Below are 14,505 nucleotides of genomic sequence, written 5' to 3'. Positions count from 1 at the left end.
TTTATGAGACAGTCAAAAGTATTTATACCAACGTTAAGAGAGGTGCCAGCGGAAGCTGAAGCCTTAAGTCATCGATTACTGTTAAAAGCAGGATTGATTAAACAAAGTACAAGTGGAATTTATAGTTATTTACCGCTTGCGACACGTGTATTAAATAATATTACATCAATTATCAGAGAAGAAATGGAGAAAATTGATGCGGTAGAAATCTTAATGCCGGCATTACAGCCTTCAGAATTATGGGAAGAGTCAGGACGTTGGGAAGCTTATGGCAGTGAATTAATGCGTCTGACTGATCGTAATGGTCGTCAATTCGCGTTAGGACCAACACATGAAGAAGTCGTCACATCATTAGTACGTGATGAATTGAAATCTTATAAGCAATTACCTTTAACACTATTCCAAATTCAATCTAAATTCAGAGATGAAAAGCGTCCACGTTTCGGTTTATTACGCGGTCGTGAATTCATTATGAAAGATGCGTATTCATTCCATGCGGATGAAGCGTCATTAGATGAGACATACAATGATATGTATGATGCATATGGCCGTATCTTTAAGCGTGCGGGTATTAACGCACGTCCAGTTGTCGCAGATTCAGGCGCAATCGGCGGCAGCCATACTCATGAATTTATGGCGTTAAGTGAAATCGGTGAAGATACAATTGTTTACAGTGAAAACAGCGACTATGCAGCTAATATTGAAAAAGCAGAAGTTGTGTATGAGCCAAAAGCACACGATGAAGCTTTACTGGAATTAGAAAAGGTTGAAACACCAAATGCCCATACAGCACAAGAAGTGGCAGATTTCTTAAATCGCCCACTAGATCAAATTACGAAATCAATGGTATTCAAAGTAGATGGCGAATTTGTGATTGTCTTAGTGCGTGGCCATCATGAAGTGAATGATGTAAAATTAAAAGCTTACTTCGGTACAGACAATATTGAACTTGCGAGCCAAGATGAAATTATCAACTTAGTGGGTGCGAACCCAGGTTCAATCGGACCTATTCAAGAAAAAGGTATCAAAGTATATGCGGATAATTTCGTACAAGAAATTCCTAATATTGTCGTTGGTGCCAATGAAGATGGTTACCATTATGTGAATGCGAATCCAGAACGTGACTTTAACGTAGAAGCGTTCGGAGACTTCCGCTTCATCCTAGAAGGTGAACCGCTCAGCGATGGTTCAGGCGAAGCTAAATTCGCTGAAGGTATCGAAGTTGGACAAGTCTTCAAACTAGGCACAAAATACTCTGAATCTATGAATGCGACATTCTTAGATAACCAAGGTAAAGCACAACCATTAATCATGGGTTGCTATGGTATCGGGGTTTCAAGAACATTAAGTGCGATTGTAGAACAAAACAATGATGACAATGGTATTATCTGGCCTAAATCAGTGACACCATTTGAAGTACACTTAATTACGATTAATCCTAAGAAAGATGATCAAAGAGAACTTGGTGATGAGTTATACCAAGCACTTCAAGCATCATTTGAAGTCTTATACGATGATCGTAAAGAACGTGCAGGTGTTAAATTCAACGATGCTGACTTAATCGGTTTACCAGTACGTGTTGTAGTTGGTAAACGTGCGGCAGAAGGTATTGTTGAAGTAAAACGTCGTGACAATGGAGAAAGCGAAGAAGTTGCGGCAGCAGATTTAGTGAATTACGTGAAAGATTTATACGAACAGATTTAATTTTATAAATCAACAAGCCGAAGTGCTCTGACTGCACTTCGGCTTTTTACATAGAGAAAAATTCAGTTTGCTCATTTTAAGTATTACTGGAAATTTGGTATAATATTTTAGAACTTCAGAACAGAGATGAAAATCAACCGCGTTGTCAAACGTGGTTCCATTTTTTCTATACTCAAAAGGGCATGCACCTTTTTAAATAAATTAAAATTCTCCCTAACCGTATGAACGATGTAATTAATGACTAAGGTGGTAATGGTCTTGGCAATGACAAATCAAGAAAAATTTAAAGTGTTAGCTGATCAGATTAAAATTGCGAATCAGCTCGAACCAGATATTATAGAAAACAGTGAATTAAACCGCATTGATGTCTCTCAAAAAGAGCGGACATGGTTATTTCAAATTACACTGCCTCGCTTTTTAACTTATGAAGACTACATGTTATTTACCCACGCTTTGATTGAAGAATTTAAAGAGATTGCGACTGTAGATTGGCATTTTGTTGTTCAAGATACAAGAAACCAAGATGAGTTTGCGATGAAATACTTCAACCATTGTATTGAACAGACGAGATTGTCACCCAAAGTAAAAGGACAATTAAGACAAAAACGTCTGATTACTTCAGGTAATGTCTTAAAAGTGATGGTTTCAAATGATATTGAACGTGATTATTTCCATAAAGCGTGTAACGGCAGCTTAGTCAAAGCATACCAACAATGCGGCTTTGATGTGAATAAGATTGTCTTTGAAACAGACACGTCTGAACATGATAATGATTTAGCTTCATTAGAAGCACATATTCAAGAAGAAGATCAACAAAGCGCAAGAGAAGCAACTGAAAAATTAGAACGTATGAAAGCAGAAAAAGCTAAGCAACAAGATAATAATGAAAGTGCTGTTGATAAATGTCAAATCGGTAAACCAATCCAAGTGGATAACGTCAGACCGATTGAATCTATTATTGAAGAAGAATTCAAAGTGGCGATTGAAGGCGTTATCTTTGATATGAATATCAAAGAACTAAAAAGTGGCCGTCACATCGTAGATTTAAAAGTAACAGATTACACAGATTCACTCGTACTAAAAATGTTTACACGTAAAAATAAAGACGATTTAGAACATTTCAAAGCGTTAAGTGTCGGTAAATGGGTACGTGCGCAAGGCCGTATTGAAGAAGATACTTTCGTACGTGATTTAGTCATGATGATGTCTGATATTGAAGAAATTAAGAAAACACCAAAACTAGATAAAGCAGAAGATAAGCGTGTGGAATTACATCTGCATACAGCGATGAGTCAAATGGACGGTATTAATCAAATCGGTGATTATGTTGCACAAGCTGCGAAATGGGGACATCCTGCTATCGCAGTAACAGACCATAATGTCGTTCAAGCTTATCCAGATGCGTTCAGTGCTGCTGAAAAGCATGGCATTAAAATGATTTACGGTATGGAAGGTATGCTGGTCGATGATGGTGTACCGATTGCTTACAATCCGACTGACCGTAATCTTAAAGACGCGACTTATGTGGTATTTGACGTTGAGACGACTGGTTTATCAAACCAATACGACAAAATTATCGAGTTAGCCGCTGTAAAAGTCCATGATGGCGAAATCATTGATAAGTTCGAACGTTTCAGTAATCCGCATGAGCGTTTATCTGAAACTATCAAGAATTTGACGCACATCTCAGATGAAATGTTAGTTGATGCTCCTGAAATTGATGATGTATTAACAGAATTCAAAGAATGGGTCGGAGATGCGATATTCGTAGCCCATAACGCATCCTTCGATATGGGCTTCATTGATACTGGCTATGAACGTGCAGGTTTAGGCCATTATACAAATGGTGTTATCGATACTTTAGAATTATCACGTACGATAAATACAGAATTTGGTAAACATGGTTTGAACTTCTTAGCCAAAAAATATGGTGTTGAACTGACACAACATCACCGTGCCATCTATGATACAGAAGCTACGGCTTATATTTTTATTAAAATGTTGAAACAAGTGGATGAACTCGGTGTTAAAAATCATCAAGATATCAACCAATCACTATCAAACGAAGATGCTTATAAACGTGCACGTCCAAGTCATGTGACGATTTTAGTTCAAAACCAAACAGGTTTAAAAAACTTATTCAAGATTGTCAGTGAATCCTTAGTGACGTATTACTATCGTACACCGAGAATTCCACGTTCATTATTAGATGAGTACCGTGAAGGTTTATTAATCGGTTCAGCATGTGATGAAGGTGAAGTCTTTACTGCGGTAATGCAGAAAGACCAATCTCAAGTTGAACATATTGCGAAATATTATGACTATATTGAAGTTCAACCACCTGCGTTATACCAAGATTTAATCGATCGTGAATTGATTCGTGATAATGAAACTATGATTGAGATTTATCAGCGTTTGCTTGAAGCGGGTAAAGCAGTCAATGTGCCAGTGGTTGCGACAGGTAATGTGCATTACTTAAATGAACATGATGCAATTGCACGTAAAATCTTAATCGCTTCTCAACCAGGTAACCCATTAAATCGTTCTACGTTACCAGAAGCACATTTCAGAACGACAGATGAAATGTTAGATGCATTCCATTTCTTAGGTGAAGAGAAAGCGAAAGAAATTGTCGTTGATAATACACAAGCACTAGCTGATCGTATTGAACGTGTTGTACCGATTAAAGACAAATTGTATACACCTAATATGGATGGTGCGAATGAAGAAATTCGTGAAATGAGTTATGCGAATGCACGTAAATTATATGGTGATGATTTACCGCAAATTGTTATTGATCGTCTTGAAAAAGAATTAGAAAGTATTATTGGTAACGGATTCGCTGTAATCTACTTGATTTCGCAACGTTTGGTTAAGAAATCACTCAACGATGGTTACTTAGTAGGTTCACGTGGTTCTGTCGGCTCAAGCTTCGTTGCGACAATGACTGAAATTACCGAAGTGAATCCATTGCCGCCGCACTACATTTGTCCAAAATGTAAGAAGAGCGAGTTCTTTAATGACGGTTCCGTCGGCTCTGGTTTCGACTTGCCAGATAAGACATGTGAATGTGGTGCTGAAATGATTAAAGAAGGCCAAGATATTCCTTTCGAAACATTCTTAGGCTTCAAAGGTGACAAAGTACCAGATATTGACTTGAACTTCAGTGGTGAATATCAACCTGAAGCACATAACTACACGAAAGTCTTATTCGGTGAAGATAAAGTATTCCGTGCCGGAACTATCGGTACAGTCGCAGAGAAAACTGCATTCGGTTATGTCAAAGGTTATTTAAATGACCAAGGTATTCATAAACGTGGTGCTGAAATTGACCGTTTAGTTAAAGGTTGTACTGGTGTTAAACGTACAACAGGCCAACACCCTGGCGGCATCATTGTAGTACCTGATGATATGGATATTTATGACTTTACGCCGATTCAATATCCAGCGGATGACCAATCATCAGCTTGGATGACAACGCACTTCGACTTCCACTCCATTCATGATAACGTCTTGAAACTAGATATTCTTGGACACGATGATCCGACGATGATTCGTATGCTTCAAGATTTGTCAGGTATTGACCCGAAAACAGTGCCGGTCGATGACAAAGAAACAATGCGTATTTTCAGTACACCAGAATCCTTAGGTGTCACAGAAGAAGACATTTTATGTAAGACAGGGACGTTCGGTGTACCAGAATTCGGTACAGCGTTCGTTCGTCAAATGTTAGAAGATACGAAGCCGACAACATTCTCTGAACTCGTTCAGATTTCTGGATTATCCCATGGTACAGACGTATGGTTAGGCAATGCCCAAGAATTAGTACGTTCAGGTACATGTGATCTATCTGGAGTTATCGGTTGTCGTGACGATATCATGGTGTATTTAATGTATGCCGGATTAGAACCATCATTAGCCTTCAAAATTATGGAGGCAGTACGTAAAGGTAAAGGCCTGCAAGAAGAATGGGAAGAAATTATGAAAGAGAATAATGTACCGGATTGGTATTTAGACTCATGTAAGAAAATCAAGTACATGTTCCCGAAAGCCCATGCGGCAGCTTACGTATTAATGGCGGTACGTATCGCTTACTTCAAAGTGCATTATCCGTTATATTATTATGCGTCTTACTTTACTGTTCGTGCATCAGACTTTGACTTATTAACCATGATCAAAGATAAAGAAGGTATCAAAGCGGCAGTGAAAGATATGTATTCTAAATACATGGAACTTGGCAAGAAAGAAAAAGACGTTTTAACTGTGCTTGAAATCATGAACGAAATGGCGCATCGCGGTTTCCGTATGCAGCCGATCAGTTTAGAAAAGAGTCAGGCATTTGAATTTATTATTGAAGGCGATACATTGATTCCACCGTTTATCGCGGTGCCAGGTCTAGGTGAAAACGTAGCGAAACGTATTGTTGAAGCGCGTAATGAAGGACCGTTCTTATCTAAAGAAGACTTGAATAAGAAAGCGGGTCTTTCTCAAAAAGTCATTGAGTATTTAGATGATTTAGGTTCATTACCTGGTTTACCTGATAAAGCACAATTATCAATTTTTGATATGTAATGCTTAAAAAGTGTCAACTGTGCTACAATTGGCATTTAAAGATGTACTGTGTTATAATCATAGTGCGTAAAAAATGAACTTTAGTCACGAAGAGTGGGGTTTACCCGCTCTTTTCTATTTGTATAAAGGAGGTCAGCATGAGTAAAATTACTGAACAAATCGAAACAATTATTCAACCGGTTTTAGATGAATTGAATTTTGAACTCGTGGATATTGAATTCACAAAAGAAGGTAGAGACCGCTATCTTAGAATCTCTATTGATAAAGAGGGCGGCGTTGATTTAAATGATTGCACATTAGCATCAGAAAAAATCAGTGCAGCAATGGATGAAGCAGATCCGATTGAACAAATGTATTACCTAGACGTTGCGTCACCAGGTGCTGAGCGTCCTATCAAAGACGATAAGGCGTTTCGTAATGCAGTCAATCAACCTGTATTTGTCACTCTTTATGCGCCGGTTGAAGGTGCTAAAGAATGGTTAGGTGTCTTGCAGTCAGTAGATGACGAGTCAGTTGTGATCGAAGTGCAAGTCAAATCAAAGAAAAAGCAAGTTGAAATCCCAAGAAATAAAATTGCTAAAGCACGTCATGCAGTTTTGATTTAACGTGAGTAGGAGGATTTAACCGTGTCAAATGAATTAATATTAGCAGTAGAATATTTGGAAAAAGAAAAGAAAATTCCTAGAGAAGTACTAATCGATGCGATTGAAGCAGCATTGATTACTGCTTATAAAAAGAACTATGAATCTTCACGTAATGCACGTGTGGAATTGAATATGGACGAAGGTACGTTCAAAGTTATCGCACGTAAAGAAGTCGTAGAAGAAGTATTTGATGACCGCGATGAAGTGGACATCAGTACAGCGTTGGTGAAAAACCCAGCATATGAAATCGGTGATATCTACGAAGAAGATGTTACACCGAAAGACTTCGGCCGTGTGGGTGCACAAGCAGCAAAACAAGCTGTGATGCAACGTTTACGCGATGCTGAAAGAGAAATTCTTTATGATGAATTTATCGATAAAGAAGAAGATATCATGACTGGTATCATCGACAGAGTCGATCACAGATATGTGTATGTTAACTTAGGACGCACTGAAGCGGTATTATCTGAAGCTGAAAGAAGTCCAAATGAAAGTTACATTCCAAATGAGCGTATCAAAGTATACGTTAATAAAGTAGAACAAACGACAAAAGGTCCTCAAATCTATGTATCACGTAGTCATCCTGGCTTATTGAAACGTTTGTTTGAAGAAGAAGTACCTGAAATTTATGATGGTACTGTTGTGATTAAATCAGTTGCACGTGAAGCGGGCGATCGTTCAAAAATCAGTGTCTACTCTGAAAATGATGATATTGATGCTGTCGGCGCATGTGTAGGTGCAAAAGGTGTCCGTGTTGAAGCGATTGTTGAAGAGCTTGGCGGAGAAAAAATTGATATCGTACAATGGAATGAAAATCCTAAAGTCTTTGTGAAAAACGCATTAAGCCCTTCACAAGTTTTAGAAGTAATTGTAGACGAAGACAATCAATCTACAACAGTAGTTGTTCCTGATTATCAATTATCACTAGCTATCGGTAAACGTGGTCAAAACGCACGTTTAGCAGCGAAATTGACAGGTTGGAAAATCGATATTAAATCTGAAACAGATGCACGTGAAGCAGGTATCTACCCAGTGCCAGAACAAGACGAAGTTGAAGAAACACCAATCGAAGAAGATCTTTCTGAAGATGTGGTAGTGGCACAAGTAGAAGAAGTACCTGAAGTTGAGGAAGTTGAAGATGTTGAAGTAGAAGAAGCGGAAGACATTGAAGCAGCTGAGTCAGAAGAAGAAGCTTCAGAAGAAACAGAAGCTAAAAAAGACGTAGAAGAATAATTTGGAGTGAATGCCCTTATGAAGAAAAAGAAGATTCCAATGAGAAAGTGTATACTTTCAAATGAAATGCGTCCCAAAAACGATATGATTCGTGTGGTTATAAACAAAGAAGGTGAAATTTCTGCAGATGCGACAGGTAAGAAACCTGGACGTGGTGCGTACGTTTCTAAAGATGTAGCACTTGTAGAAAAAGCACAGCAAAAAGGCATTTTAGAGAAGTTCTTTAATGCTGATGCTGAAACTTTAGAGCCTGTCTATAAAGAAATCATACGTCTCATTTACAGAGAAGAAATTCCAAAATGAATAAGAGCAACATCTTGAATTTTTTAGGATTGGCAATGCGGGCTGGCAAGGTTAAAAGTGGTGAGTCAGTTATTCTGACAGAAATCAAAAAACGAAAAACATCGTTAGTGATTCTGTCTGAGGATGCGTCATCGAGGACAACCAAAGAAATCAGTCAAAAATGTGAGAGTTATCACGTTCCGTTGCGTATATTCGGTACAAGAGAAGAGTTAGGCCTAGCACTTGGCAAATCTTCTCGCGTGAATATAGCTATAATGGATAACGGTTTTGCCAAAAAGCTATTATCAATGATAGATGAATAACGTAAGGAGTGATTATATGAGTAAAAAGAGAATTTACGAGTATGCAAAAGATTTAAAATTAAAAAGTAAAGATGTTATTGATGAATTGAAGAAGATGAATGTTGAGGTGTCTAACCACATGCAAGCGTTAGAACCGAATGAAATCAAAGAGTTGGATAAAAAATTCAAACCAAATTCATCTAAAGATAAGCAAAACGATAAAGCTGCTCAAAATAATCACAAAAAACATCAAAACAATAATAAAGATAAAAATAAAAATAATAACAATAATAGCGGTAATGCTAAAAAGAATAATAAAAAAGGCAACAAGAACCATAACAAAAATAATAATAAAAACAACAACAAACATAAGAAAAACAATAATCAAAAACCAGCACCAGAACAACCGAAAAAAGAAATGCCAGAAAAAATTACTTATTTAGAAGGTATTACGGTTGGCGAATTAGCTGACAAAATGAATATTGAGTCATCAAGTATTGTTAAGAAATTATTCTTACTTGGTATTATGGCAAACATTAACCAATCATTAGACGATGAAACAATTGAGTTAATCGCTGATGATTATGGTGTAGAAGTAGAAAAAGAAGTAGTCATTGACGAAGAAGACTTAGATATCTACTTCGATGATGAAGAAGAAGATCCGGATGCAATTGAGCGTCCAGCAGTTGTAACAATCATGGGACACGTTGACCATGGTAAAACAACGCTACTTGACTCAATCAGAAATACACATGTGACACAAGGTGAAGCGGGCGGTATCACACAACATATCGGTGCTTACCAAATCACAAATGACGGCAAAAAAATCACTTTCTTAGATACACCTGGACACGCAGCCTTCACTACTATGCGTGCACGTGGTGCGCAAGTCACTGATATCACAATCTTAGTGGTTGCAGCAGACGACGGTGTTATGCCTCAAACAATTGAAGCGATTAACCATGCTAAAGAAGCAGATGTGCCGATTATCGTAGCGGTAAACAAAATTGATAAACCAACAGCAAACCCTGATCGTGTTATGCAGGAATTAACTGAACATGGTTTATTCCCTGAAGACTGGGGAGGCGACACAATCTTCGTACCACTTTCAGCATTAAGCGGTGACGGTATTGAAGACTTATTAGAAATGATTGTCTTAGTATCAGAAGTACAAGAATTAAAAGCGAACCCAGACAAACGTGCTGTCGGTACAGTTATTGAAGCTGAATTAGACAAATCACGTGGTCCTGCGGCATCATTATTAGTTCAAAATGGTACGTTGCATGTGGGAGATGCTATTGTAGTAGGTAATACGTTCGGTCGTATCCGTGCAATGGTGAATGATTTAGGTCAACGTATCAAATCAGCTGGTCCATCGACACCGGTTGAAATTACGGGTATTAATGATGTACCACAAGCCGGTGACCGCTTCGTTGTCTTCTCAGACGAAAAACAAGCGCGTAGAATCGGTGAAGCACGTCATGAAGAAAGCATCTTACAACAACGTCAAGAAAGCAAAAACGTTTCATTAGACAACTTGTTCGAACAAATGAAACAAGGTGAAATGAAAGACCTTAACGTAATCATCAAAGGTGACGTACAAGGTTCAGTAGAAGCATTAGCAGCTTCACTTATGAAAATTGATGTTGAAGGTGTTAACGTTCGTATCATCCATACAGCAGTGGGTGCAATCAACGAATCTGACGTTACACTTGCGAATGCTTCAAACGGTATCATCATCGGCTTCAACGTACGTCCTGACTCTGGTGCGAAACGTGCAGCTGAACAAGAAAATGTAGACTTACGTTTACACCGTGTTATCTACGACGTAATCGAAGAAATTGAATCAGCGATGAAAGGTATGCTTGACCCTGAATACGAAGAAAAAGTCATCGGACAAGCTGAAGTTCGTCAAACATTCAAAGTTTCTAAAGTCGGTACAATCGCAGGATGTTATGTAACTGAAGGTAAAATCACACGTAACGCAGGAGTACGCGTCATCCGTGACGGTATTGTCATCTTCGAAGGTAAACTTGATACGTTAAAACGTTTCAAAGACGATGCGAAAGAAGTGGCAAAAGGTTACGAGTGTGGTATTACAATTGAAAAATACAACGACTTAAAAGTTGACGATATTATCGAAGCATACGAAATGGTTGAAATCCAACGTTAAACTTGATAATTTAGATAAAAGCACTTCCTTAAGCGGGAGTGCTTTTTCGTATGATTAAGGGAATACTATCATAAATATAATTGGGAGGTGTATGTATGATGGTTAACAATATTTGGTTTAATCTTGCGAGTCAGGACTTAGACAAAAGCAAGAAGTTTTATCAAAATATCGGCTTTGAGATTATGGAACGTCCGGAACAAGAGGGCAAGATGTTTGGTATCAAAGCAAAAAAAAGGCTCTCCGATAATGATTGTAGCCATGAAATACTTTGAATCATATATTCATCGCGTACCTTATGGTAATGATGCGTTGATTTCACTTTCGGTTGATACAAAAGAAGAAGCACATCAACTTAAAGAAGATGTACAGAGTTTCGGAGGTAAAATTATCGATCAACCTAAAGAACGTGATGGTTTTTATGGCTTCACATTTGAAGATATAGATGGGCATTTCTTCAACATTCTAGTTTTTGATGAATAAAAATCATAAAACATATTAAATATCCAATCTGATGATAGTCTCAGCACTGTATTCAGATTGGATTTTTTTATCTTAAAACAGATTGACCTCTATAAGAACTGGGTTTGTAAATGTATTGTAAAGTTTCAATAAAAACCATAAAACTTATTGAAATAGGCTTTGTATAGGCATATGATTAAATTGAAATTATACATAACTTTTAACAAGTTGTGAGAAGTTGAATTTAATATCACTACAGCAATCTATTTTATAATCTAGAAGGTGAACAGCTATGAAAACAATCTTTGGACACAGGGGTGTACCAAGTGTCGCACCAGAGAACACGTTAGCATCTTTTCATGCCGCAGCAGAATTTCCTGAACTGCAATGGATTGAAGTCGATGTCGGAATTACTGCAGATGAACAATTAATAATGATTCATGATGATTATTTAGATCGTACAACTTCAATGACAGGAGAAATCAGTGAAACCTTATTTAAAGATATCCAACAAGCGAGTGCAGGTTATTGGTTCCATCCAAAATTCAAAGAAGAAAAAGTTCTAACTTTCGATGAATTTATTGATTTTGTGAATGCCTCTCAACTAAATGTCAATATTGAACTAAAAGGTATTACAGGTAATCATGGACCAAAATTAGCTAAATCATTAATTAAACAGTTAGTTGAAGCAATGCCGAAATTTAGTCCTGAAGTAGAAATATTATTTTCAAGCTTTAATATTCCATTGCTTAAAGCAGTTCAAGAAGCACTTCCTCAATATCCTAGAGCGGTACTCTATGAAATGTGTGCATTTTATGAAGATTGGCGTACAGTTTTAGATTTTTGTGATACACATATTTTGCATTTGGAAGATATTGATTTGACTGAAGCGTTAGTCAGACGTATCAAAGATGATGGTTATATTTTAAATGTATATACCGTGAATGATGTAGATAGAGTGAACCAACTCTTTAACTTTGGCGTGGATGGTGTGTTTACAGACTATCCGCAAAATTTAGTACATTTGCAAGAATCACTTTGACATAGGCCGCAACTAGGAGGAAAAACAACATGAATTGGCTGATGCATAAACTAGGATTGAAAAATGCGAGACAACTGGCAGGATACCTTTCTGTTGTCACTGCAGGACAAATTATTTATTCAGGATTCGAAGCTTTTAAAGGTACGTTTTATCACCAACTCTTGCAGGTACTGCATGTTAATAATGCGGAACTTGGTGTGATTTTTAGTTTAATCGGGTTATCAATGTTCTTCTATATTCCAGGTGGATGGATCAATAATAGATTCTCGATTCGTTCTTTACTCATCACGGGGATGTCAATTCGTTTTATCACGATGTGTATCGTGATTTTCTTGAATCCGAGCTTTACGATGTTGAAAGTGATCGCAGTCATTTGGGGATTAGTTGAAGCGTTCTTCTGGCCTGCAGTATTGAATGGGGTAGTTTTCTTCACTGATCGTGAACATAGAGGTTTAGGTTTTGGATTATTAGAATCCATTCGCCGTGCACAAGAAATGTTGATGAACTTATTACTTGTGGCCATTATGGCTGCGGTGAGTGGTGTCGTCGTATTAAAAGGCGGTATATTAGCCTATAACTTATTATTAATCCCGATGATTATTTTAATATGGAAATTTGTACCGAAAAATGGGATTGCGGCTGATGAATCGCATAATCAAGAAACAGGTTATAAATCTGCGAAAGCTTTAAAAGGGTTATTGTATGTGTTAACACAACCAAAAGTGTGGTTAGCCGCGATTACCGCAATGTCAGTATATTGGGGCTATATTATTTTAATTTACACTGTACCTTACTTACAAAGTGTTTATCATTTAACAACAGCACAAACAATCAATACAGCATTGATGGGGGTTATCGCTGGTGTTATTGCGGGAATGATTTCGGACTTTGTCTTTAAATCTTCAGCGAAAATGATTGGTGTAGCATTACTCGCATCAACAGTTATTTTAATCATTATTGTATACTTTAAAATCGGAACGCAGTTAAGTATTGTTTTATTAGTAATCTTGTCATTAACGACATTCTTATCAAAAAGTGTATTGCTTGCGCCAATTTCAGAATTGAAATTACCTGAAGATTTTTCAGGGTCTGCGATGAGTGTCGGTTCGTTTTTAGCGTATGCGCCAGTCTTTTGGGTGTATCAATTAAATGGTAATTTACTGGATGCCTTTAAAGGACATGAAGCTGTTGCCTACCAAATGATTTTTAAAATTGGTATTGTGGTCGCATTATGTGGTGCAGTTTCAGCATTAGTATTAACGTATTTGATGAAACGTTCACGACAACGAGAAGTTCAATAATGAAATGAAATTTAAAAATGAAACGACTAAAAATAACATGATAGTGATTGAATTATTTTTAGTATGAATAAGAAATTTTAACCCAAGTACTTTAAACGCTTGATACAGCTATAAAGTGCTTGGTTTTATTTTTGAAGGAGACTATTATTTTTAAAAAGTATGTGTTCATTTCTGAAATGTAAAGATTGTTTTGAAATGATATCTTATACGTTTACGCAAAATTAATATGCTTAACTGTTTCTTAACATGTTGCGCGTGTCATATTGATTAATTGCTCAATATAAAGGGAAAAGTTTTGTAAAAGGGACGATTATAGTTTATAATCTTGGATTGAACTCAATCGTTCATTGTTGAAATAAAGAGGTGAAACACACATGAGTAAAATGAGAGCAGAACGCGTTGGTGAACAATTGAAACTAGAGTTGATGGATATTATCAACAATAAAGTTAAAGACCCGAGAATCGGATTTTTAACTATCACTGACGTACAAGTGACAAACGATTTATCTCAAGCTAAAGTCTACTTAACAGTATTAGGTAAAGAAAAAGAAGTAGACGATACGTTTAAAGCGTTAGAAAAAGCGCGAGGCTTTATTAAAGCGGAATTAGGTTCAAGACTTCGTCTAAGAACAATTCCAGAATTATATTTCGAATATGATCACTCAATCGAGTACGGTAATAAAATCGAAAGAATGATTCAAGATCTTCATAAAAATGACTAATTAAATGAAGTTATGGGCAGCTATGCAAGTGCATAGCTGCAGACCGTAGACAAACTACCGTTATAACTTGA

Annotated in this window: 12 protein-coding genes; all 12 read left to right on the top strand. The window is 37.1% G+C overall.

Going from position 1 to position 14,505, the window contains the following annotated elements:
* The first annotated feature begins 3 nt into the window (after positions 1–3).
* The 12 genes from HMPREF2846_RS10765 (at position 4) to rbfA (ending at position 14,434) form a co-directional block, all read left to right on the top strand.
* On the top strand, positions 4–1,704 hold the full coding sequence (locus HMPREF2846_RS10765; RefSeq protein ID WP_002480701.1) for a proline--tRNA ligase: 1,701 nt from the start codon (positions 4–6) through the stop codon (positions 1,702–1,704).
* A gap of 264 nt (positions 1,705–1,968) precedes the next feature.
* Complete coding sequence (locus HMPREF2846_RS10760; RefSeq protein WP_141751885.1) at positions 1,969–6,276, top strand: PolC-type DNA polymerase III; 4,308 nt, start codon at positions 1,969–1,971, stop codon at positions 6,274–6,276.
* Positions 6,277–6,413: 137 nt separating this feature from the next.
* Positions 6,414–6,881: a ribosome maturation factor RimP gene (gene rimP / locus HMPREF2846_RS10755; protein ID WP_002480703.1), complete on the top strand. Its 468-nt coding sequence runs from the start codon at positions 6,414–6,416 to the stop codon at positions 6,879–6,881.
* 21 nt (positions 6,882–6,902) lie between these two features.
* Positions 6,903–8,153, top strand: coding sequence for a transcription termination factor NusA (gene nusA / locus HMPREF2846_RS10750; protein ID WP_057509823.1), 1,251 nt, complete (start codon positions 6,903–6,905; stop codon positions 8,151–8,153).
* An 18-nt stretch (positions 8,154–8,171) separates the two neighbouring features.
* On the top strand, positions 8,172–8,456 hold the full coding sequence (gene rnpM / locus HMPREF2846_RS10745) for an RNase P modulator RnpM (protein WP_057509824.1): 285 nt from the start codon (positions 8,172–8,174) through the stop codon (positions 8,454–8,456).
* Complete coding sequence (locus HMPREF2846_RS10740; RefSeq protein WP_070626622.1) at positions 8,453–8,758, top strand: YlxQ family RNA-binding protein; 306 nt, start codon at positions 8,453–8,455, stop codon at positions 8,756–8,758. The genes rnpM and HMPREF2846_RS10740 overlap by 4 nt, the downstream gene beginning before the upstream one ends.
* Before the next feature lie 16 nt (positions 8,759–8,774).
* A complete protein-coding gene (infB, locus tag HMPREF2846_RS10735) occupies positions 8,775–10,910 on the top strand; it encodes a translation initiation factor IF-2 (protein WP_060803512.1) in 2,136 nt (711 codons plus the stop codon).
* Positions 10,911–11,005: 95 nt separating this feature from the next.
* On the top strand, positions 11,006–11,182 hold the full coding sequence (locus HMPREF2846_RS14795; RefSeq protein WP_256274742.1) for a hypothetical protein: 177 nt from the start codon (positions 11,006–11,008) through the stop codon (positions 11,180–11,182).
* On the top strand, positions 11,169–11,390 hold the full coding sequence (locus tag HMPREF2846_RS14790) for a hypothetical protein (RefSeq protein ID WP_256274740.1): 222 nt from the start codon (positions 11,169–11,171) through the stop codon (positions 11,388–11,390). Before HMPREF2846_RS14795 ends, HMPREF2846_RS14790 begins: the two co-directional genes overlap by 14 nt.
* Positions 11,391–11,661: 271 nt before the next feature.
* Positions 11,662–12,411 (top strand): glycerophosphodiester phosphodiesterase family protein, encoded by a 750-nt coding sequence (locus HMPREF2846_RS10725; RefSeq protein ID WP_070626621.1) that lies wholly within the window; start codon positions 11,662–11,664, stop codon positions 12,409–12,411.
* 29 nt (positions 12,412–12,440) lie between these two features.
* The gene (locus HMPREF2846_RS10720) at positions 12,441–13,712 is read left to right on the top strand and encodes an MFS transporter (RefSeq protein WP_070626620.1); all 1,272 of its coding nucleotides are present in this window, start codon (positions 12,441–12,443) and stop codon (positions 13,710–13,712) included.
* A 374-nt stretch (positions 13,713–14,086) separates the two neighbouring features.
* Positions 14,087–14,434, top strand: a complete 348-nt coding sequence (rbfA, locus tag HMPREF2846_RS10715) for a 30S ribosome-binding factor RbfA (RefSeq protein WP_070626619.1) — start codon at positions 14,087–14,089, stop codon at positions 14,432–14,434.
* Positions 14,435–14,505: the final 71 nt, after the last annotated feature.

It is taken from the genome of Staphylococcus sp. HMSC056G08, from assembly GCF_001812305.1.
GTDB lineage: Bacteria > Bacillota > Bacilli > Staphylococcales > Staphylococcaceae > Staphylococcus > Staphylococcus simulans.
Note: the sequence above shows the minus strand (reverse complement) of the source record. Positions and strands in the feature narration are given on the sequence as shown.